General features: G+C 56.3%; 20 protein-coding genes. 7 read left to right on the top strand and 13 right to left on the bottom strand.

Features of this window, described 5'->3' with window-relative positions; translation table 11 throughout:
- Positions 1–33 precede the first annotated feature (33 nt).
- Positions 34–1,467 (bottom strand): PLP-dependent aminotransferase family protein, encoded by a 1,434-nt coding sequence (locus tag FCN45_RS00100; protein WP_101763882.1) that lies wholly within the window; start codon positions 1,465–1,467, stop codon positions 34–36.
- A gap of 196 nt (positions 1,468–1,663) precedes the next feature.
- Between FCN45_RS00100 and FCN45_RS00095 the strand changes: the two genes are divergently transcribed.
- From FCN45_RS00095 to FCN45_RS00070, 6 genes are read left to right on the top strand one after another with little or no spacing between them, the layout of a single operon-like run.
- Positions 1,664–3,130, top strand: a complete 1,467-nt coding sequence (locus FCN45_RS00095) for a hypothetical protein (protein WP_137384833.1) — start codon at positions 1,664–1,666, stop codon at positions 3,128–3,130.
- A gap of 17 nt (positions 3,131–3,147) precedes the next feature.
- Positions 3,148–4,425, top strand: a complete 1,278-nt coding sequence (locus FCN45_RS00090; protein ID WP_137384832.1) for an acetyl-CoA carboxylase biotin carboxylase subunit family protein — start codon at positions 3,148–3,150, stop codon at positions 4,423–4,425.
- The gene (locus FCN45_RS00085; RefSeq protein ID WP_110868247.1) at positions 4,413–5,120 is read left to right on the top strand and encodes a class II glutamine amidotransferase; all 708 of its coding nucleotides are present in this window, start codon (positions 4,413–4,415) and stop codon (positions 5,118–5,120) included. The genes FCN45_RS00090 and FCN45_RS00085 overlap by 13 nt, the downstream gene beginning before the upstream one ends.
- A gap of 5 nt (positions 5,121–5,125) precedes the next feature.
- Complete coding sequence (locus FCN45_RS00080; RefSeq protein WP_101763936.1) at positions 5,126–5,926, top strand: hypothetical protein; 801 nt, start codon at positions 5,126–5,128, stop codon at positions 5,924–5,926.
- 27 nt (positions 5,927–5,953) lie between these two features.
- Positions 5,954–6,454, top strand: a complete 501-nt coding sequence (locus FCN45_RS00075) for a YbaK/EbsC family protein (protein WP_137384831.1) — start codon at positions 5,954–5,956, stop codon at positions 6,452–6,454.
- A gap of 21 nt (positions 6,455–6,475) precedes the next feature.
- A complete protein-coding gene (locus FCN45_RS00070) occupies positions 6,476–7,381 on the top strand; it encodes an EamA family transporter (protein ID WP_137384830.1) in 906 nt (301 codons plus the stop codon).
- Between the two features lie 46 nt (positions 7,382–7,427).
- Here FCN45_RS00070 and ibpA read toward each other — a convergent pair whose 3' ends face one another.
- A complete protein-coding gene (gene ibpA, locus FCN45_RS00065; protein ID WP_101763888.1) occupies positions 7,428–7,841 on the bottom strand; it encodes a small heat shock chaperone IbpA in 414 nt (137 codons plus the stop codon).
- 286 nt (positions 7,842–8,127) lie between these two features.
- Here ibpA and FCN45_RS00060 point away from each other — a divergent pair, with 286 nt between their 5' ends.
- The gene (locus FCN45_RS00060; RefSeq protein WP_304622225.1) at positions 8,128–8,487 is read left to right on the top strand and encodes a YceK/YidQ family lipoprotein; all 360 of its coding nucleotides are present in this window, start codon (positions 8,128–8,130) and stop codon (positions 8,485–8,487) included.
- Here the strand turns inward: FCN45_RS00060 and FCN45_RS00055 are convergent.
- From FCN45_RS00055 to dnaA, 11 genes are all read right to left on the bottom strand, one after another.
- Positions 8,465–9,727 carry a DUF3748 domain-containing protein gene (locus FCN45_RS00055; protein WP_137384829.1) on the bottom strand — a complete coding sequence of 421 codons (1,263 nt, stop codon included), beginning with the start codon at positions 9,725–9,727 and terminating at the stop codon, positions 8,465–8,467. The two genes, FCN45_RS00060 and FCN45_RS00055, sit on opposite strands and share 23 nt — an antisense overlap.
- Before the next feature lie 145 nt (positions 9,728–9,872).
- Positions 9,873–11,168, bottom strand: coding sequence for an MFS transporter (locus FCN45_RS00050; RefSeq protein ID WP_101763891.1), 1,296 nt, complete (start codon positions 11,166–11,168; stop codon positions 9,873–9,875).
- Between the two features lie 307 nt (positions 11,169–11,475).
- Complete coding sequence (gene dgoD, locus FCN45_RS00045; protein WP_137384828.1) at positions 11,476–12,624, bottom strand: galactonate dehydratase; 1,149 nt, start codon at positions 12,622–12,624, stop codon at positions 11,476–11,478.
- A complete protein-coding gene (locus tag FCN45_RS00040; RefSeq protein ID WP_137384827.1) occupies positions 12,621–13,238 on the bottom strand; it encodes a 2-dehydro-3-deoxy-6-phosphogalactonate aldolase in 618 nt (205 codons plus the stop codon). Before FCN45_RS00040 ends, dgoD begins: the two co-directional genes overlap by 4 nt.
- Complete coding sequence (locus FCN45_RS00035; RefSeq protein WP_137384826.1) at positions 13,222–14,100, bottom strand: 2-dehydro-3-deoxygalactonokinase; 879 nt, start codon at positions 14,098–14,100, stop codon at positions 13,222–13,224. Before FCN45_RS00035 ends, FCN45_RS00040 begins: the two co-directional genes overlap by 17 nt.
- Complete coding sequence (locus FCN45_RS00030; RefSeq protein WP_101763893.1) at positions 14,097–14,795, bottom strand: FadR/GntR family transcriptional regulator; 699 nt, start codon at positions 14,793–14,795, stop codon at positions 14,097–14,099. The genes FCN45_RS00035 and FCN45_RS00030 overlap by 4 nt, the downstream gene beginning before the upstream one ends.
- A 260-nt stretch (positions 14,796–15,055) precedes the next feature.
- Positions 15,056–15,865, bottom strand: a complete 810-nt coding sequence (yidA, locus tag FCN45_RS00025; protein WP_110868242.1) for a sugar-phosphatase — start codon at positions 15,863–15,865, stop codon at positions 15,056–15,058.
- Positions 15,866–16,035: 170 nt separating this feature from the next.
- The gene (gene gyrB / locus FCN45_RS00020) at positions 16,036–18,441 is read right to left on the bottom strand and encodes a DNA topoisomerase (ATP-hydrolyzing) subunit B (RefSeq protein WP_101763895.1); all 2,406 of its coding nucleotides are present in this window, start codon (positions 18,439–18,441) and stop codon (positions 16,036–16,038) included.
- Positions 18,442–18,458: 17 nt separating this feature from the next.
- Complete coding sequence (recF, locus tag FCN45_RS00015; protein WP_101763896.1) at positions 18,459–19,544, bottom strand: DNA replication/repair protein RecF; 1,086 nt, start codon at positions 19,542–19,544, stop codon at positions 18,459–18,461.
- Between the two features lie 178 nt (positions 19,545–19,722).
- Positions 19,723–20,823 (bottom strand): DNA polymerase III subunit beta, encoded by a 1,101-nt coding sequence (gene dnaN / locus FCN45_RS00010; RefSeq protein WP_008105300.1) that lies wholly within the window; start codon positions 20,821–20,823, stop codon positions 19,723–19,725.
- A 5-nt stretch (positions 20,824–20,828) separates the two neighbouring features.
- Positions 20,829–22,229: a chromosomal replication initiator protein DnaA gene (gene dnaA, locus FCN45_RS00005; protein ID WP_101763897.1), complete on the bottom strand. Its 1,401-nt coding sequence runs from the start codon at positions 22,227–22,229 to the stop codon at positions 20,829–20,831.

Genomic DNA, 22,229 nt, shown 5'->3' with positions numbered 1-22,229 from the left:
AGTGCACATTCCGTAGCGGCGCAATTTATTACGTTATCCCTGCGTTATAGATAGCTGGCACCACTGCGCCAGCTGCTGAATCGCCTGCTCCACTTCGGCATTCCAGCCAAAACCGGCATTGAGTCGAAAACAGTGATCGTAGCGGTGATCGGTAGCGAAAATATGGCCCGGCGCGATACCGATACCCGCGTTGCGCGCCTTGAGAAACAGCGCGCGCACATTCAGCGCACCGATCGGCATTTCCACCCATAACACATAGCCGCCTTCAGGATCAGACACCCGCGTGCCCGGCGGGAAGTAGCGCAGCACCGCCTGACGCATATGCTGGATTTGATTCTTCAACTCGCGCCGTAGCTTACGCAGATGCGCGTCATAGCCGCCGCTGCGCAGCAGTTCGGCAATCGCTGCTTGAGACAACACCGACGTGCCCATGCTGGTGGTGTATTTCAGCGAGGCGATTTTGCGCATGTAGTTGCTGCTGTGCACCCAGCCAATGCGAATGCCTGGCGCAACCGTTTTCGAGAAGCCGCTGCACAAAATAGCGTTCGGGCTGAAGGCACGCATTGGAAACGGACGACGCTCGCCAAACGCGGTATCACCGAAGATATCATCCTCAATGATCACCACATCGTTCTCGTCGGCCTGACGCGCGATATAGGCTTTCTGCTCGTTGGGAATGCTTTTGCCGAGCGGATTATTGATGTTGTTGATGGTGAGATACGCCTGCACCGCTTTGCGCTGGAACAGTGAAGTGAGTTTCTCCACATTGACGTAACCTTCCGGCCCGGCTTCCACCTCAATCACCCGCAGATTGAGGTTATGCAGCATCTGCAGCAACACGAAATAGCACGGCGATTCCACCGCAACGATATCGCCGGGCCGCGTGGTGGCGCGCAGCGCCAGCGAAATCGCTTCGATGCAGCCGTTGGTGATCAGGATGTCATCCGCATTGATATTGCAGCCATAATCCACCGCGCGGCGCGCAATTTCATTTTTCAGCGGCGCATAACCAGTGCCTTTCACAGTATTTCCCAGCAGCGCCGGTTTGCTGTAACCCATCTGGCGCATCAGCAAACCAATCTTCTTCACCGGATAGAGTGAAAGGTCGCCGTTGGCCAGATCCAGCCGCACGCGGCAGTCTGAACCGAGCATCGCCAGATGCAGCTCGGTCTGCTCGTCGAGCGGCGCCACTTCGCGCGCTTGCTCGTTAATGAGCGTGGGAAAGGTTTTATTAACAGGCCGCGGTGCGACAAAAAAACCGGACTTGGGACGCGCCACTGCGTAGTGCTCATCCTCAAGCGTGCGTAATGTTTTCAGCGCGGTGGTCATGCTGACGCTGTACTGCGTCGCCAGCGTGCGCACCGACGGTAAACGGCTGTCGGGCGGCAGTGAGCCGCTGTGAATGGCTTGTTTTATCTGCTCTGCGATTTGACGGTAACGACTGCCCTGTTCCGTTTCACCCGCCATCTGTTCCACCCTATTTCGTCCGGATCTGTGCGTTTTCACCAGATTACATTCAAAGTACTTTAGGCTGCATTAGTTAATTGATAACCCGCGCAATCGTCTTTAAGGCATTCATTCCGTAGCACCTTCGTGGCCCATTTCCCGTCTGATGCCGCCAGCACGGCAGCAGCGACTTTTTAGCCAAAGGATGAAGTGAAAAATGAATAATCTGTCCACCCTAATGCGAGAGATTAGTGGATATCTCACCCCCACGATTATTGATTCCGCGCGACACTGTTCACGCCGTTTACTTGCCGCGCTCCCGGATGCCACTCACCCGGAGAATAACCGCGTGCTGCTGGCCTACGGCGGCGGCAAAGACAGCAGCTATATGGTGGCGTACGTGCGCTACATTCAGGGGCTGATCTGGCAGCAACATGGCAGCACCTTTCAGCTGCGCATTAGCACCAACCGCCATGCGGCAATGAACGACAGCGTCATGGAGAATATCGATCGCGTGTATCGCGCGTTGTACATCCACGATGATGACTTTACCGAATGTCTGGTGACTGACGGCCTGCAAATCCGCCACTTCGATCGCCATTTACCGATGCCAGACAGCGTGCGCCAGCAGAATCGCAACGATGTGCTGATGAATGGCCATCGCTTCCGCGCCGATGCGCGCTCGACGTTTTGTAACGCCTGTAATCTCAGCATGGTGAACTCGTTTGGCCTGGCGGCGCATTACGACGGCGGCGTTGATGTGATCATCACCGGCGATTCGCCGCAGGAGCAAACCGCTTATCTGGCGTGGGCGCGCCATCTTTCGCGGCTGTTTGCTGCGCCGGTGACGGATAAGTCGCGCGGCTTTAGCGGCTTCCTGCAAACGCTGGATGGCGTGGCCGAGCGCTATTTCGCCGATATCTACGGTGCCGATCAGGTGACGCCCGCGCACCGCATTACCTGGCAGCTGGAACGCGATCCGCTGTTCTTCAATATCTATCAGGACACCGCCTATGAAGCGGGCGCGCACTGGGCGCTGCTGACTGAATTTATGCATTTCCGCTTTGATGAACTGATGTTCAGCTTCTCCGAATCGGACTGCGGGAACCCGACATTAATGGCACATATTCGCGGTCTGCGTGCGGAGACGCTGTTGCAGCGCAGCTACGCCGAAGGCATTCGCGAATATGTGCGCTTTGCGCTCGGGCTGATGGTGAAAAAAGATTTCCCGCCGCAGCTGATTGATGAGATGGCGGCACGTTATCAGGACGATGAGGCGATTAAGCGCGCCCGCCAGCGCGCCGCGCAGTTCGCCGAACAGGCATTTGGCCTCAATGAAAACCAACTGGTTTGCATGATCTTTTCGCCGTTTATCGCCGAAGGCCATCAGCTGAAAAGCTGGCTGCAGCAGTTAGTCGATGCGCCAGATGAAGCGGCGGTGCGCGCCTTGCTGCGCGGCGAGAGCGACGACCTGGGGCTGGCGCAGCAGCTGGAGCAACGCTCTGGTTTGACCGTGGCGCAGATGCGTCACTGCTGGCGTAGCAAGCAGGTGAGTTCACTGCTGGACGAACAGCGCGGCGATGCGCTTTCGCGCGTGCTGCGTTTTGACCCGCACAAAGCAGTGATTCAGGTGAATAACGGGGTCATGCACGACGTCGTCACTGAAGTGATCTCCGGGCGTTAACCCGGTAAGGCAACGCGATGAGAAAAGTTTTCCTGCAGATTGGTGCCACCCGCGACGGACAAAATCCTTACTGCGCGGTGGCCAAACGCGACGGCTACTTTACCGTGCTGGCGGAGATGGGCGATTTCGTCGATTACCAATCGCTGAGCATCCCGTTGCCGTTCGATCTGATTGTGCGGCTCGATCGCCCGGAAAATCCGTGGGATGTACTGCAAGCCTGTTTGCATGCCGGGTTGATGGAGCATCCTCACGTGGTGCTGGCGGGCTTTGAAGCTTACAACGCCAGCGCCGGTCGCGTACGCGAACTGCTGGCGGGGCCCGACGCCGGTGCCAGCTTTATTCCGCCGGATAAGTACGCGCAGCGTATGGCGTTGCGCAAAGCCTGGCAGCGCTTTCCGCAGCCGGAGTTTCGCTTTTTTGCCTCGCCGCTCAGCATTCGGGATGCGCGAGACGCGTTGCTCTATCCCTGCGTGATCAAGCCGGTTGACGGCGGCGGCGGTCTTGGCGTCTGGCTGGTGAAACAGGCCAGCCAGCTTGATGCGGTGATCGGCAAGCTGGTCGACACCATGAATTACGGCGGGCGCGGCTTCAGCGGTTTTATCGTGGAGAGCTGGCTGGCGGGCGATGAGTATTCGCTGCAAGGCGTGGTGGCGGACGGCCATGCGGTGGCGCTGACCTGCTGCCAAAAGGTGATCGAACACCATAGCGATGCCGACGGCTGCGTTAGTTTTTACGAATCCGGCCATGTGGCAGTCGCCGCGCAGCAGCTGCCCGCCAGCTTTAGCAGCCTGATGAGCTTCTGCTGCGAAACCTTCGGCTATCGTCAGGGCGCATTTCACATCGACTTCATTTTGGTCAACGGCGAACCGCATTTCCTTGAAATGGGCTTCCGCCTTTCCGGCATGGGCGTGGTGAATCTGGTGCAGGAAGTCACCGGCATCAACTGGGCGGAAGTGGCGTTCCACATCGAAGCCGGTCACGGCATGCCGCCGCTGCATTTTCCGGCGCAGCCGCAGGCGGTGGGCCGCGTGCGTTTGCGTCAGCGCCTGCAGTATGACGCGGCTGAGCGCTGGATCGCACAGCATCAGCGCGGTCAGCTGTTGCCGCCGCTCAATCTGCCCGCGCTGGCAGTTTCGCCACGCTCTTCGCTGTATGCCGATTTAACCCGCCACGCCGGCATTCTCGCCACCTTGCGTCTCGCAGCCACCAGCCGCGACGACATTCTGGCGGTGTTCCATCAGATCCTTGAGGCCTCATCGCTCACCATTCGGAGAGATTTACTATGTGCAGAATGATTGTGGCGCACGGCCAATTTGATGCCGCCGCAGTGCTGGACGCCGCGCGTGCCATGAGCTGCGGCGAAACCGCCACGCACGAAGGTCCGATTAAACAGCATCCCAACGGTTGGGGCTGTTTATGGCTGGAGCAAGGGCACATTCGCACGCTGCACGGCACCGGCACGTTCGCCGATGCGCTGCCGACCATTGATGTTGATCGCCTGCGCGGCCGCTTTCTGGCGGTACATGTGCGCCACGCCACGCTGAGCAAAAATCACGGTATCGAATTTTCCCATCCGCTGTGGCGCACCAGCGGCGACACGCAGTGGTACATGATGCATAACGGTTTTTTGCCCACCGTTTATCAGCAATTGGGCATGGCGGAGTCGCGTTTCGATTCCGCGGAGTATCTCGAATATATGGTGGATCGCGCCACGCCCGCCGATTTCACCCGCGATTATCTGCGCGACAAGATGGCGCAGGTCGCGCCGGGCGGCAGTTCGGCCAACGCCATTTTTGTCACCCGCGATAAAGCCTGGGCGTGGCAATGGCATCCCGACGACACGCCCTATCCCAACTATTTCACGCTGCACCGCTTACAGAAAAACGACACCACTTTCATCTCTTCTGAACCTATTTCAGCACTGGGCACGGCGTCTGAATGGCGTCGTATGAACAACCATGAACTTCATGAATTTCCAATTGGGGAGTGATCAACATGGCGATTTTCAATCAGATCCGCGTTATTCATCCAAACATGTTTGTGGAGAGCACCTGGCTGGATGACATCGTGACGGCGCGCGTGCCGCTGCTGGTGTTACGTAACTTCCTCAAGCCGGACGTGCGCGCAGCGGTGGTGGAGGATTTGCAGCAGTGCCGCGAACAGGTGCGGGTATCGCACTATCCAAACGGCGCGCTGACCACGCTCGGCCCTTATCTGGCGAAGCACACCGCCGCGCCGGAAAACTACTTCACCGAGCTGCGCGATATTCAGGCGGCGCTGCCGTCGTCGCTGCACTGCCTGCGCGATCAGATCTACAACTGGGTGCAGCACGCGCTGCGCCTGGAAAGCCTGCAAACCGCCAACGAACCCGAGCTGGGCGATTACGCCGGTTCGATTGTGCGCTTCCACGCTGACGGCGTCGCCAATCCCCTGCATAACGACAACATCGTGCGCGATGCCGCCGGCAGCGGATTGGCGGTGACCCGCATCTTGCACCAGCTGAGTTGCGTGGTTTGTTTGCAGGAGTGCAACGCCGGCGGCGCGCTGCGCATCTTCAATAAGAAGTGGCAGCCGGTAGATGAATGGTACAAAACGCCGGGCGAACTGGGTTATCAAACCGGCGTCATCGAACACAGCGAGGTGTGCGAGTTCTCACCGCGCAGTGGCGATATCTATCTGTTTAATCCGGCGTTTTATCACGAAATTGATCGCGTGGAAGGCGACACGCGCATCACCATGGGCTTCTTCTTTGGCCTGACCGACAAAAAAATGAAACACGCCATCGCCTGGAGTTAACGCCAGGTTTTCGACGAGGAGACGAACATGGATACCTATGAAAAAGTAGCGGCCCTGCTGGATCACCATCAGGCGCGTTATCGCGTGGTGGAGCATGAAGCCATCGGCCAGACTGACCTGATTAGCGAGATTCGCGGTAACGATCTCAATCAGGCGGCCAAAGCGATGGTGCTGGAAGTGACGATGCCGGATGGCGCGGATGCGCGCTATCTGCTGGCGATTGTGCCGGGCGACTGCAAGATCAACTTCAAGAGCGCCGCGCGTGCCATTGGCGGCAAGAAGTCGAGCTTTGCGGCGCCAGAGAAAGCGCAGGAGTTAACCCAGTGCGTGATGGGCGCGGTGCCGCCGTTTAGTTTTGATGATCGGCTAGCGCTGCGCGTCGATGTGCGCCTGCGCGACGTCGGCACGCTGTGGTTTAACGCCGGGGCACTGGATCGCTCCGTGGCTTTACAGGTGGATGACTTCTTTAAGGTTGTCGGTGATGAATGTTGTGCCGAGATCGCAACACCGGTGACGGCAACCGCCTGATCGCGGCAGTAAGGACTGTGTATGTCAGTGAAAGATATGTTGTTAGCCCTGCTGGTTGTGGTGGCGTGGGGCGTGAATTTTGTGGTGATTAAGCTGGGCCTGCAGGATATGCCGCCTTTTTTACTGGCGGGATTGCGGTTTAGCCTGGTGGCGTTTCCGGCAATCTTGTTTGTGAAGCGTCCGGCGATTCCGCTGCGCTGGCTGATCGTCTACGGCATGACCATCAGCTTTGGCCAGTTCGCCTTTCTGTTCCTCGCCATCAAGCTGGGCATGCCGGCAGGATTGGCGTCGCTGGTGTTACAGGCGCAGGCCTTCTTCACGCTACTGTTGGGGGCGCTGTTCCTGGCGGAGAAGTTACGCTGGAATCATATCGTCGGCATTTTGGTGGCGACACTCGGCATGTTTATGCTGGCAACCGCAGGCATGGCAGGCCAAACCACAGCGGGCATTACGCTCACTACCATGATGCTGACGCTGGCTGCGGCGCTGTCGTGGGGCCTCGGCAATATCACCAACAAAATCATTTTGCGTAACCGCAAAGTGCCGGTGATGTCGCTGGTGGTGTGGAGTGCGCTGGTGCCGATCGTGCCGTTCTTTGCCTGCTCATGGCTGTTCGATGGCGAAGCGGCGATTATCACCAGCCTGCTGCACATTTCACTGCAAACGGTGTTGGCGCTGATCTATCTCGCCTTTATCGCCACCATTGTCGGCTACGCGATATGGGGTAATTTGCTGAGCCGCTATGAAACCTGGCGCGTGGCACCGCTGTCGCTGCTGGTGCCGGTGGTGGGGATTCTCAGCGCGGCGCTGATCCTCGGTGAAACCTTGTCGATTCAGCAGATGATCGGCGTTTCAGTGATCATCCTCGGCCTGCTGGTGAATATGTTTGGCGGCATGGTCAGTCAGCGATTATTGGTGCGCACCTAAACAAAAACGCCGCTTTTCAGCGGCGTTTTTTTAACTCACATCCTGATTACAGAATTTCGATACGACGCGGTTTCGCCTCTTCCGGGACAATGCGAATCAGATCGATGCTCAGCAGACCATTTTCCAGACGCGCATCGCGCACCGTGATGTGATCGGCCAGCTGGAATTTGCGCTCGAAGTTGCGCTCGGCGATACCTTGATACAGGTATTTACGCTCCGGCTGCTCTTCAGGATGTGCGCCACGCACCACCAGCACGTTGTCATGCGAGGTGATATCTAACTCGCTCTGGGCAAAGCCCGCCACGGCAATGGTGATACGGTAGAAATTCTCATCCACCAGCTCAACGTTATACGGAGGATAGCCACCATTGGCCTGGTTTTGGTTGGACTCAAGCAGGTTAAACAGGCGGTCAAAACCAATGGCAGAACGATAAAGTGGGGTGAGATCAAAGTTACGCATAATAAGACTCCTGATATTCAGCAAGTTTAGGCAACCTTCCACCATGGACAGGTTGTGCAGTCCGTTGCTGTCCCTTCCGGCAACAGCAACAAGACCGTTCCTTAAAAGTGGGTGCAGCCTGGTCGCTTTCAAGGGCTGATGCGTATTTTTTTACAGCAAATCTGGCGATATGACATACACTCAGGGGACCAATCGCCTGAGATCCAAGACGCAGCCACAGAGCTTTGCTTAACGTCAGGTGACACACTCCAGCCAGGGCCATGCCATGACTGAAGGGATGATGATGATGAATATGATGAAACGCTTTCCACTCACAGCTGTGCTGGTTTGCAGTACCTTTGTTACTTCAGGTTGCTCCAGCGTTATGTCTCACACTGGCGCCAGTCAGGGCTACTATCCCGGCACGCGCGCCAGCGCAGAGATGATCACTGACGATAACACCAGCTGGGCGATCAAGCCGCTGGCGCTGATCGATCTCCCGTTCTCAGCGGTGATGGACACCGTGCTGCTGCCGTGGGATTACTTCCGTTCTGACGACGATAAAAGTAAGGATTCGATTCACGAGCGCGTGATGCAGAGCGAAAAAATGGCCGGCACGCAAGCCAGCCTGGCGACCGCCGCGTCTATGCCCGCGCAGCCGCACTGACGCAAAACAGCTGCCGCCAGCCGTCCACTTCCCGCATATAAGCGATCTTCTCTCCATCCGGCGACCAGACCACCGCATCACCGGATGGCGCTTGATCGCTACGTGGCGTTAAGCGCGTACATTTCCCCGTCGCGATCTCACAGCGCATCACACTGTTATCGCAGATAAAGCTTATCGCGCTGCCTTGTGGGTGCCAGCTAAACGCCGACTGAATGCTGCTCGCCAACTGCGTCACCTGGCGTGGCTGGCCGCCATTCGGTGAAACCGTCCACAGCTGAATCACGCCCTGTTCGTCCGCCAGCAAAAAGGCGATGGCGCTGCCATCCGCGGAGGCGCGCAGCCAGTGGCGCGGTTGCAGTGCCAGGCCATGGGTGTGCGTGATGCGTCGCTGCTGCACGCCAGCCGGCGGCGCAGGCAATTTATCCGCCGTGCCCTGTAAGGGCGAAGCGCCCGCTTTGGCGTAATCGGCTAACGCGGCGGGCAGATCCACCACAAACACTTCCGGCACTTTGTCGCCGTTGGCGGCGCGCGTATCGCCGATAAAGGCGATGGCCCAGCGCTGCCAGCTGCCATCCGTTTTCTGATAGCCTTGATTCCCGATCCAGCACTCTTCATAGGCGCGGTCAATCTGATCGCTGCCCGGCTGAGGATCGCGCTGCGTCTGGCTGACCAGCACGCAATAATGGCTGCCCTCATATTCACGCGGATGCTGTTTAGGCGGACACACCGGATGCAGCGGCACGGCTATGCCGACGTTACGCAGGTCTTCGCCGGCATCCTTTTCATGCATCACATGATCGTTGTAGGTAAAGCTCAGGCGCGAACCATCCGGGCTGAAGACGTGGACATGCGAGCCACCGCGCAGCGCGCCGGGCGTGTAAGGCGCGGTGATATCGCAGGCATCGAGGTTCTCGGCGATGCCTTGCTGCACGATCACGCCGCGACGGTGATGAAAATCGTAGCGCCAGTGCGCATCCGGATGTTCCGGACCATGAATGCAAACGTAACGCGGCGGCAGATCCGGACTGACGGTGACCACGCCAACGTGCGCGCCATCGCGAGCCTGATACAGCACTTCAACGGCACCGCTCGCCACGTTGACGCGCTCGATAGTCAGGCTGGTAAAAGAGGCGCCGGAAGGTCGCACATCAAATGCCAGCCACTGGCTGTCGCCGGTCCAGACGTTGATGTTGGTAAGTTGATGATGACGCGCGGCAAAGGTGATTTGTTTTTCTGACATGAGGCAACCTTCCATCTAACAGTTGCCGGATAAATTACGTGATTCTGCAGTGAGAAGCAGCAATTTCGCCGCGGTTGATTGCGCAATGAACGGCGCCGCTACGGATTGTGCCCGTATTTGTAGCGGCGCGATTCATCGCGCGAATTTATTCACCTACGCGTTTTACATCACCGACCAGCAGGATGTAGGACAGCGCGCCAATCAGCGCCACCGCCGAGATATACACCAGCGCCGGTGCAAAGCCGTAGTCCTGCGCCAGATAACCCACCACCAGCGGCACGGTGATGCCACCCAGGCCGCCAACAAAGTTAAACATGCCGCCCGTCAAACCAATCAGGCGCACCGGTGCCAGCGAGGAGACCAGCGACCAGGTAATTGAGGCGAAGCCGTTGCCGAAGAAGGCGATCGCCATCAGCGTCATAATCCATATCGGATCGTTGGTGTAGTTCGCGCCCATGATGCAGGTGGAGATCAGCAGACCGCAGATGATCGGCGTTTTGCGCGCAAAGCCCAGCGAACGGCCACTGCGCACCAGACGATCGGCGACGATACCCGAGAGAATCACGCCAACGAATGCCGCGAGGAAGGGCACGGTGGTCATGAAGCCCGCGGTGAGCGCCGCGATGTGTTTTTCCTGCGTCAGATAGTTCGGGAACCAGGTCAGGAAGAACCACAGCGTGGATGTGACGGCGAACTGGCCAAGATAGACGCCGCACAGCTTGCGGTGGAACACCAGTTTCCAGTCGGCGGCGGTAAGTTTGGTGCGGGCTTTCTTTTCGCTCGGCGCATCGCCATCCACCATCGCGCCACCTTCACGGATGTAATCCAGCTCGGCTTTATTGATGCCTTTGCTTTGGCTGGGTGCCTGATAGAACTTAATCCAGATGAACGACCAGATGATGCCGATGCCGCCGGTAATAATGAAGACCCAATGCCAGCTCAGCAGTTCCTGAATCCAGATCAGCAAGGGCGTGAGGAACGCCAGACCAACAAACTGACCGGACGTGTAGAAGCCGACGGCGGAAGCGCGCTCTTGCTCCGGGAACCAGCTGGTCACCAGCCGGTTATTGGTCGGGAAAGCCGGCGCTTCAAATATGCCGGTAATCGCACGCAGACCAATTAATGATAATAAGCCGGTGGCAAAACCCTGCAATAACGTCGCAACCGACCAGCCAAAGATGGCAATAAAATAGGTTAAGCGTGAACCCACGCGATCGAGGAACCAGCCGCCGGGAATCTGGCATAACGTATATAACCAGGCGAAGGCCGAAAATACATAACCCATTTGCGCTTTAGTAATACCGAACTCTTCCTGAATATGCGCGGAAGCGACGGCTAAATTAGCGCGATCGACATAACAAATGACCACCGTAATAAATATCATCAGCAGCGTGATATAACGACGGCGCGTCGGTTTGGCGTGAACAGCAGAGAGATCCATGGTGTTTCTCCGTAATCGGTTTTGCCGTTTGGGCGCGACAGAGCACGCCACGGCAAATGTAGGGTAGCGATATCAAAGGTAAAACCGCGTCAGCGGTAAATAAGCTGTGCCGGGAAACAGGCTGAGCGCAGCCCTATGCCTTATTTCACCGGCATATAATTATCGAGATTTAATAAAATTTAATACCCTAAAGAATTCGAGTTGCAGAAAGGCGGCAAGCGAATGAATCCCCCGGAGCTTACACTAGTAAGTGACTGGGGTGAATGAGCGCAGCCAACGCATCTGCAGCTTGAATTATGACGGGTATTTACCATTCAGCGACTGAACCGTCCGGGAATCGCCATAATGGATTACGCCAGTCAGGAGCATTTTTACTGCGTTCAATCACCAGCTCTTCGTTAATTTCCACGCCGAGGCCCGGTTTATTTAACGGATAGAAATGACCGTCATCCATTTTGAAATCGTCTTTATTGATCACGTAATCGAGCAGTTCAGCGCCCTGATTATAGTGAATGCCCATGCTCTGTTCCTGGAACACCGCATTGCGTGACACGAAGTCAACGTGCAGGCACGCAGCCAGCGCAATTGGGCCGAGCGGACAGTGAGGCGCCAGCGCCACATCGTAAGATTCGGCCATCGCGGCAATTTTGTAGCACTCGGTGATACCGCCCGCGTGTGACAGATCCGGTTGCAGAATCGCCAGTCCACCCGCTTCCAGCACGCGTTTGAACTCGAAGCGCGAGAACATGCGTTCGCCAGCGGCGATCGGAATATGAGTCTGCGCCGCCAGACGCGGATAATATTCCGCCTGCTCCGCCAGCACCGGCTCTTCGATAAACAGCGGGCGATACGGCTCCAGCTCTTTGATCAGCACTTTTGCCATTGGCGCGCTGACGCGGCCGTGGAAATCGAGGCCAAATTCAATCTCTTTACCGAAGGCTTCACGAATTTGCGCCACGGTATTCACCGCGTCATCCACTTTGCGCGCGTTATCGATAATGCCCATCTCTTCGCAGCCGTTGAGTTTGAAGGTATCAAAACCAATGGTGTGCAGTTTCTTAATGCCGTCAATCACGTCGGCCGGACGATCGCCGCCCACCCAGCTGTAAGCTTTAATGCTGTCACGCACTAATCCGCCAAGCAGTTGATAAACCGGCACGCCGAGCGCTTTGCCTTTGATATCCCACAACGCCTGATCGATACCGGCGATGGCGCTCATCAGAATCGGGCCGCCACGATAGAAGCCGCCGCGATACATCACCTGCCATAAGTCGTTGATGCGTGCTGGATCCTGACCAATCAGGTATTCCGACAGCTCATGCACCGCCGCTTCCACGCTGCGCGCGCGGCCTTCAATCACCGGTTCGCCCCAGCCAACGATGCCTTCGTCAGTTTCGATTTTCAGGAACATCCAGCGCGGCGGCAGGCGGTAAGTGGTCAGTTTGGTAATTTTCATTGTACAGCGTCCTTATATGCAGCAATAAATGCGCGAGCTTGTTCCACAGTGCGTGACAGCGGTTGACCGGCGCGATAGAGATCGCTGCCTAAGCCCGCGCCAATGCAGCCTGCGGCCATAAATTCATGCAGGTTTTCCGGCGTCACGCCGCCCACGGCAAACACCGGTACCTCTGGCGGCAGCACCGCTTTCAGCGCTTTGATGTAGCCCGGACCAAAGGCTGACGATGGGAAAATTTTCAGCGCCTGCGCACCGGCCTGTAAGGCGGTGAACGCTTCCGTCGCGGTAGCGCAACCGGCGGCAACGATCATCCCATTGGCGACCGCCTGGCGGATCACCGCAGCATCGGTATTCGGCGTGACGACCAATTTGCTGTTCAGCGTCGCCAGCTCATCGACCTGCGCCGGATTCAGCACCGTACCGGCGCCAATCAGCGCTTTATCGCCGAAGGTTTTCACCATCGCGCCGATGCTTTTCGCCCACTCAGGTGAGTTGAGCGGGATTTCAATCGCATCGAAACCCGCTTCAATCAGCGCGCCAACGTGCGCTTCGGCTTCATCCGGCGTGATGCCGCGCAGAATGGCGATCAGCGGGACTTTAGTTTGCCAGGACATTCGCAATACTCCTTATTCCGTGCTGGAAAGCACGATCGCCTTCCAGCGTGACTGAATCCATGCCGATAAACTGCAGCGCCTGCTGATAACGTTGCGCCAGCGCACTACCGGCAATAATGGTGATCGGTTGGCTTGCGGCGTCGGCCTGTTGCGTCATCAGCGCCACTTCGTGACCAATCAGCAAGCCTGAAAGAAAGTCGCTAATATGGCGGCGATCGCGCGCGCCGAGTACGTGTGAAGCACGCACTTCAAACAGGCGCGACAGAATCGAGGCATCGTTGCTGCCGACTTGCACACCTGCGCGGAAAGCCGCCGCGTTCTCTTGCTGTTCGGGTAAACCTGCGCCAACCAGCGACTGTTTGAGCAGCAGATGATGCAGTTCGCCGGTCATCACGGTGCGAAAATCCAGCACGCGATCCTGTTCCATCTGCACCCATTTGGCGTGCGTGCCTGGCATCACATAGAGCGGCGCAGATTGCAGCTCCAGCGCACCAAGCAGCTGCGTCTCTTCACCGCGCATCACGTTATAATTGTCGGCACGTTCGACGCTCAATCCCGGCACGATCCACGCTTTATCCTCGACGCGCGTCAGGCGGCTAGCGATGTCACCCAGCGCCACTGGACACGATAGATAGGGCACCGACCGCCAGCCGGCATTGCTGCCTACCATGCCCGCCATCACCACCGGCACGTCATCGACTGGCCAACCTGCGGTGACGCTGGCAAACACCTCGGCTGGTGTGCGATCGCCCAGGCGCGTGACGCCGGCTTCCGAACGACGCTCATCGATGCAAACGCCGGCTTGATAATGCCAGGCGCGCAGGTTGGTTGAGCCCCAATCAATCGCGATATAGTTGATCACATAATCTCCTTGAGTCGCGCAGTTGAGCTGGCAATCATCGCTTTAGCCGCCTGCTCGGCAGCATCGCCATCCTGATGACGAATGGCATCAAACAGCGCTTTATGTTCGGCGAGCGTACGCGGCATGTTGCCTTCGTCCGCCATATAGGTTTGCGCGAACACCGCTTTTTGCAGCTGGCTGATCGCCACGTTGAGTTGCTGCAGCACCGGATTGTGTACCGAATTCAGCACCGCTTCGTGATAGCGGATATCCGCTTCATTAAAGGCATCACGATTGAGATGGTTGGCCACCATGTCGTTGTACGCCAGTTCAATCGCAGCCAGATCGCTTGAGGTGGCGCGCTCGGCAGACCAGCGTGCAATCTGCGGCTCGACCAGCACACGCACTTCGTTCATGGCGGCAATCAGACGCGGGTCCTGATCGTGCGCCAGCGCCCACTGCAAGACGTCGCTATCCAGATAGTTCCAGTGATTGCGCGGCGTGACGAACGCGCCGCGATAGCGTTTCATCTCCATCAAGCGTTTCGCCATCAGCGAGCGAAACACTTCACGGATGATATTGCGCGAGGTGCCGAAGCGTTCACACAGCTCAGCTTCCGCGGGTAACGCCGCGCCCGGCACAAACTTGCCGGCCACAATCTCTTCACCCAGCGTCAGGATGATGCGCTCTGTTTTGCTTAGTTGTTCTTGCGTCATGATGTTCCATTCAGTGAAAGGCAGGTACGCATCAGATTACTGCTTTCGCCTAACGAAGCCTAACGGCCGCCCTGACCTGCGTTGTCGATTGTAGTACCATTAATCTAATTTGTACTACAATGTGGATCACAAAATAGACAAGTCATGTGTCATAACGCGATGAGGTCGCCATAAATGGCGACCTTATGAAGGCTTGGTGAGATTTGAAGTGTCGCCATGGATGGCGACCTAAAAACAGTGTGACGAGGAATAACGAGGGTTTACAGCACCAGCTCTTCAATGGCGTGCGCTACGCCGTGTTCCATGTTGGTTTTGGTGATGAACTGCGCGATTTTCTTCACGGAATCAATCGCATTGCCCATTGCTACGCCGGTTCCTGCATACTCAATCATCGCCAGATCGTTTTCCTGATCGCCAATCGCCATCACCTCTTCACGCGCCAGGCCGAGCTTCTCAGCCAGCATTTTCACGCCTTGCCCTTTATTCACGCGGGCATCGAGGATTTCGAGGTAATAAGGTGCGCTTTTGAGGATGGTGTAGTTGTCACGCGCCTGCTGCGGCAAGCGCTGTATGGCAGAATCCAGCAGATCGGGCTTATCGATCATCATCAGCTTAGGAAAACGCGTGGCGCGATCCATCTCTTCCACAGAACGATAGCGCACCGGAATGCCGGTCAGGCTCGCTTCGTGGATGGTGAACTCACTGATGTCTTTGTTCGGCGTATAAAGGAAAGATTTATCGAAGGCCTGGAAGTGGACGCCAAGATCGCGCGCCAGCTGTTCGATATACAGATAGTCGTCGAAACCCAAGGTGATTTCCGCGACGCACTCGCCATCATTAGCGCGATGCACCAGCGCACCGTTATAGCTGATGCAATATTGGCCTTCATCAACCAGATTCAGCTCCATCAGATAGCGCTGAATACCGACAAACGGACGGCCGGTGGTGAGCACCACCATCACACCTTTTTTATGCGCGCGTTCAATGGCCGATTTAACGGCAGGCGTGATCTCGTGCTGCGGATTGAGTAGCGTGCCGTCCATATCGATTGCAACCAGTTTTATAGCCATAACGTCCTCATTGAGTCAGGGTTTTGATCAATGCTAGCGCGATTCAGCTCACATTGACCAGTTTCGCGCCCCATTCAGATTTTTTACCGCAGCGGGCTTTGCGCGTTTTGCCGGGCGGAAAACAAAAAACCCTTCCACCAGGGAAGGGTTTTTACGTGTTGCCGTGTCGATTAGATATCGATGTTGGCGGCTTTCAGCGCATTCTCTTCGATGAAGGCGCGGCGCGGTTCTACCGCATCGCCCATCAAGGTGGTGAACAGCTGATCGGCAGCAATCGCATCCTTGATGGTCACGCGCAACATGCGGCGGCTATCGGGATCCATGGTGGTTTCCCACAGCTGCTCTGGGTTCATCTCACCCAAACCTTTATAACGCTGGACTGACAGACCGCGACGCGACTCTTTCACCAGCCACTCAATCGCCTGCTCGAAGCTGGTGACCGGCTGACGACGTTCGCCACGTTCGATATAGGCATCTTCTTCGATCAGGCCGCGCAGCTGCTCGCCCAGCGCACAGATTTTGCGGTATTCCGGTCCATCGATGAATTCGCTATCCAGCGGATAATCGGTATCAACGCCGTGCGTGCGCACACGCAGCACCGGTTCAAACTTCTGCTCATGGTTGGCGCGGACATGGGCCAGATAGCTGCTTCCGTGTGCTTCACGTTCGGTCAGATACGCCACTAAACCGTCGATCCAGCCTTTCACAGCGGCTTCATCGCTGAGGTCGCTTAAGGTCGGATGGTAGATCAGGCCGCGCAGCAGAGCCGTAGGGAAACGGCGCTCCATACGTTTGATCATGCGCTGCGTGCCGTTGAAATCCGCCACCAGCGTTTCCAGCGGCTGGCCGCCTAACGCCGGTGCGCTGGCGTTGGTGTGCAGCGTTGCGCCGTCGAGGGCGATGGAAATCTGATACTGATCCATCGCTTCGTCGTCTTTAATATACTGTTCTTGCTTGCCTTTCTTCACTTTGTACAGTGGCGGCTGCGCAATATAGACGTGACCACGTTCGACGATTTCAGGCATCTGACGGTAGAAGAAGGTCAACAGCAGCGTACGAATGTGCGAGCCGTCGACGTCCGCATCGGTCATGATGATGATGCTGTGATAACGCAGTTTGTCCGGATTGTATTCGTCACGACCGATACCACAGCCCAGCGCGGTGATCAGCGTGGCAACTTCCTGCGAAGCGAGCATCTTGTCGAAACGCGCTTTCTCCACGTTCAGGATTTTACCCTTCAGCGGCAGAATCGCCTGATTCTTACGGTTACGACCCTGTTTGGCTGATCCGCCTGCAGAGTCACCCTCCACCAGGTAGATTTCAGACAGCGCCGGATCGCGCTCCTGACAGTCGGCCAGTTTGCCCGGCAGACCGGCCAAGTCCAGCGCGCCTTTGCGGCGCGTCATTTCACGAGCACGACGTGCAGCTTCACGCGCACGCGCTGCATCGATGATTTTGCCAACCACGATTTTCGCGTCAGACGGGTTTTCCAGCAGGTATTCCGCCAGCAGTTCGTTCATCTGCTGCTCAACCGCCGATTTCACCTCTGAAGAGACCAGCTTATCTTTAGTCTGAGAAGAGAATTTCGGATCCGGCACTTTCACGGAAACCACTGCAATCAGGCCTTCACGCGCATCATCACCGGTCGCACTGACTTTGGCTTTTTTGCTGTAGCCTTCTTTATCCATGTAGGCATTCAGCGTACGCGTCATTGCCGCACGGAAGCCCGCCAGGTGCGTACCGCCGTCGCGCTGTGGAATGTTGTTGGTGAAGCAGTAGATGTTTTCCTGGAAACCATCGTTCCACTGCAGCGCCACTTCCACGCCAATGCCATCTTTCTCCGTCGAGAAGTAGAACACCGTTGGGTGAATCGGGGTTTTATTCTTGTTGAGATACTCAACGAACGCCTTGATGCCGCCTTCGTAGTGGAAGTGATCGTTCTTGCCGTCGCGTTTGTCTTCCAGACGAATTGAGACGCCAGAGTTAAGGAACGACAGTTCACGCAGGCGTTTCGCCAGGATTTCGTACTCAAACTCAATCACGTTGGTGAAGGTTTCGTAGCTCGGCCAGAAACGCACGCGAGTACCGGTTGCATCGGTATCACCGGACACCGCCAGCGGTGCCTGCGGCACACCGTGCTGATAAACCTGCTGATGCACTTTGCCTTCACGGCGAATGGTCAGCTCCAGCTTCTGCGACAGGGCGTTTACGACTGAAACGCCAACGCCATGCAGACCACCGGAAACTTTATATGAGTTATCATCAAATTTACCGCCTGCGTGCAGGACGGTCATGATCACTTCAGCAGCAGAGACGCCCTCTTCCGGGTGAATGCCGGTAGGAATACCACGGCCATCATCTTGCACCGAGACAGAGTTATCTGCATGAATAGTAACGGTAATATCACTACAGTGACCGGCGAGCGCTTCGTCGATTGCGTTATCCACGACTTCGAATACCATGTGATGCAGACCGGTGCCGTCATCCGTATCGCCGATGTACATACCCGGGCGTTTGCGTACCGCATCAAGCCCTTTTAGGACTTTGATACTTGAGGAGTCATAAGAATTCGACATCAACGTTTCTCGCTCATTTAATCTTCAGGTTGAACCACTATTTTACCCTGTTCCACGCGGAACATCTTGCCCTTTTCATCACTCATGTCGATTACATGCTCGACACCAATGGCGCTGACAAATACTTGAGCCTGCGTGGCTTTTAGGCGTTCAGCTAACAGCCGACGACGGGTGTCATCCAGCTCTGAGGCAAAGTCATCAATCAAATACAAACAGCGTTGTCCGCTGCTGCGCGTAAGGTATTCGCCCTGCGCTAAGCGCAGCGCGCACATCAGCAGTTTTAACTGGCCGCGTGAGAGTAAATCTTCCACCGGCGTGCCCTCAGCACGAATGCGAAAATCGGCTTTATGCGGGCCGCTGGCGGTATACGTGAGCGCGCGGTCGCGCTCGAAATTGCGTTCCAGCAGTTCGGCGTAGTCGCTCTCTTTATCCCAGCCGCGCTGGAAAGAGAACGTCAACGCAAACTCCGGTAAAAACTGACCGCAGGTGGCGATGATCTCGCGGGAAATCGCCGCGCTGTATTCGGCGCGCCAGGCGCTGATTTGCTCGGCCAGCGGCACCAGTTCCTGATCCCACGGACGAATCTGGCTATAGCGCGAGACCTGACGCAGCGCTGCATTGCGCTGTTTTAGCAGACGACGCAAATTGCTCCAGGCATGGAAAAAACCGGGCGAGGCGTGAAAGCAGCCCCAATCGATGTAGGCACGACGATATTTTGGACCGCCATTGAGCAGGGTAAATCCTTCCGGCGTAATCAGTTGCATCGGCAGCAGCTGCGCCAACTCGGCGACTTTGTGACCATCGCTGCCATCAATACGCACTTTGCTGTCGCCAGCGCGATTCTTGGTCAGACCGACCGACATTTCACGTTCGCTGCCTTCAATGCGGCCGTGCAGCACAAAGGCGTCCTGATCGTGACGAATCACACGGCCCGCTTGCAAACTGCGAAATGCGCGACCGTGCCCCAGCGTGTAAATCGCCTCCAGCACGCTGGTTTTACCGCTGCCGTTGGCACCGACAAGGAAATTAAACCCCGGCGCCAAAGCCAGATCGGCCTGCTCGATATTGCGAAAATCTTTAATCAGGAGGCGGGTTAAAGCCATAAACAATCCAGCGAGAACGGTAGGAGAGGGTTTTACCTAACATCAACAATCAAGGGCGTTAACGTCGAAGCTAGTTTGTGCACGGACAGCGCGCAGGCCCTGGGAGCATACTGAAGTATGTGACCAGGGACGAGCACTGCCCGGGCGCAAAATAGCGAGTAAGTTAGCCCGATAAGGATCACAAGCGCATTGGCATCACGACGTAGGCTGCAGCCGGACTGGCCACATCCTCAATCTGCACGCTCGATACGCCATCGGTCAGCAGCAAACGCACGTTCTCGCACTTGAGCGCATTCAACACATCCAGCACGTAGCTGACGTTGAAGCCAATCTCCAGATCGGTGCCGTTGTAAGAGACATCCAGCATCTCTTCCGCTTCTTCCTGCTCTGGGTTATTCGCCGTGATTTTAAGCTGATTTTCGGTGATATAGATGCGAACACCGCGGAATTTCTCATTCGAGAGAATCGCCGCACGCGCAAACGCCTGTTTTAAAATATCACAGCCAGCTTCCAGCGCTTTGTCGGGATTCTTCGGCAATACGCGGCGATAATCCGGGAAACGGCCATCAACCAGCTTCGACGTAAAGATAAAGTCGCCAACGTGTGCGCGGATGTTGCTGCTGCCGATTTGCACCTGCAGCGGCGTTTCGCCACCGTCGAGCAAACGCATCAACTCAATCACCCCTTTACGCGGCACGATCACCGAATGGTTTGGCAGCGCCTGACCAATCGGCATGGAGCACACTGCAAGGCGGTGACCATCGGTGGCGACGGTACGCAACTCTTCGCCTTCGGTTTCGAACAGCATACCGTTGAGGTAATAACGCACATCCTGATGCGCCATTGAGAACTGCGTGGCTTCAATCAGGCGTTTTAGCGTCGCCTGCGGCAAGGTGAATTCCACCTCGCTCTGCCAGTCATCCAGATTCGGGAAGTCGCTGGCGGGCAGCGTTGACAGCGAGAAACGGCTGCGGCCAGAACGCACCAGCATTCTGTCGCCTTCCAGCGTCAGGCTGATTTCAGCGCCTTCCGGCAAACCGCGGCAAATATCGAGGAATTTACGCGCAGGAACCGTGGTGGCGCCCGGCTCGTGTGGCTGCGTCAGCGCAACACGGGCTACCATTTCCATTTCCAAATCGGTACCGGTCAAGCGCAGCGAGCCTTCGCTTACTTGCAGCAGTAAATTTCCGAGGATTGGCAGCGTCGGGCGTCCGCCAAGTGGACCGCTAACCTGTTGCAGTGGCTTCAGTAACTGCTCACGTTCTACAATAAATTTCATATGCGTCAGGAAGATAGTGTTCGAATGAGGTTAGAGAAATCTTCTTTAATGTCGTGGCTTTCTTCACGCAGCTGCTCAATTTTACGGCAAGCGTGAAGCACGGTGGTATGGTCGCGACCACCAAACGCATCGCCAATCTCCGGCAAGCTGTGATTGGTGAGCTCTTTCGCCATCGCCATCGCCATCTGGCGCGGACGCGCTACCGAACGCGAACGGCGTTTCGACAGCAAATCCGCCACTTTAATTTTGTAATACTCGGCCACCGTTTTCTGAATATTATCGATGGTGACCAGCTTTTCCTGCAGCGCCAGCAGATCGCGCAGCGCTTCGCGCACGAAATCGATGGTAATCGCGCGACCGGTAAAGTTCGCGTTGGCAATCACGCGGTTCAGCGCGCCTTCCAGCTCGCGGACATTGGAACGCAAACGCTTAGCAATAAAGAAGGCGACTTCACCCGGCAGGCGAATATCGTTTTCATCGGCTTTCTTCATCAGGATCGCGACACGCGTTTCCAGTTCAGGCGGCTCGATCGCCACCGTTAATCCCCAACCAAAACGTGATTTCAGGCGATCTTCGACGCCGTTGATCTCTTTTGGATAGCGATCCGAGGTCAGGATGATCTGTTGATTGCCTTCCAGCAGCGCGTTGAAGGTATGGAAGAACTCTTCCTGCGAGCGCTCTTTATTGGCAAAGAATTGAATGTCATCAATTAGCAGCGCATCAACCGAGCGGTAGTAACGCTTAAACTCTTCAATGGCGTTGTTCTGCAAGGCTTTAACCATGTCCTGCACAAAACGCTCAGAGTGCATGTACACCACTTTGGCATTAGGCTTGCGCGCAATAATGCCGTTACCCACCGCGTGCAACAGGTGAGTTTTACCCAGGCCGGTGCCGCCATAAAGGAACAGTGGGTTATAAGCGCCGCCAGGATTATCCGCCACCTGACGTGCCGCCGCGCGCGCCAGCTGGTTCGATTTACCTTCGACGAAGTTGTCGAAGTTATGGCGGTTATTCACATTGGAGCGGTAAGTCACATCGGCCGGTGCGGGAACGGAATCCCAACTTGGACGCAAAATTTGCGCGGGTGCCGGACGATTTTCGATCGGCGCGGGCGCATTGTAACTGGCCATCGCCGGTTGGTTAGTGGTGACCTGTGCTGCAGGGCGCGTACCGACTTCGAAACGCAGTAACGGCACATTTGCACCGCAGAATTCATTCAGCAGCCCATTGATACTATTGAGATATTTATCTCTAACCCAGTCGAGTACAAACCGATTTGGTGCATACAAGGTCAGCGTATTGTCGTTTAATTCAGCTTGCAGCGGACGAATCCACATGCTGAATTCGGTGGCAGGAAGCTCATCCTGCAAACGGGCAAGACACTGTTGCCAAAGCGTAAGTGACAC

The sequence above is a fragment of the Pantoea sp. SO10 genome (assembly GCF_005281435.1).
Taxonomy (GTDB): domain Bacteria; phylum Pseudomonadota; class Gammaproteobacteria; order Enterobacterales; family Enterobacteriaceae; genus Pantoea; species Pantoea leporis.
Note: the sequence above shows the minus strand (reverse complement) of the source record. Positions and strands in the feature narration are given on the sequence as shown.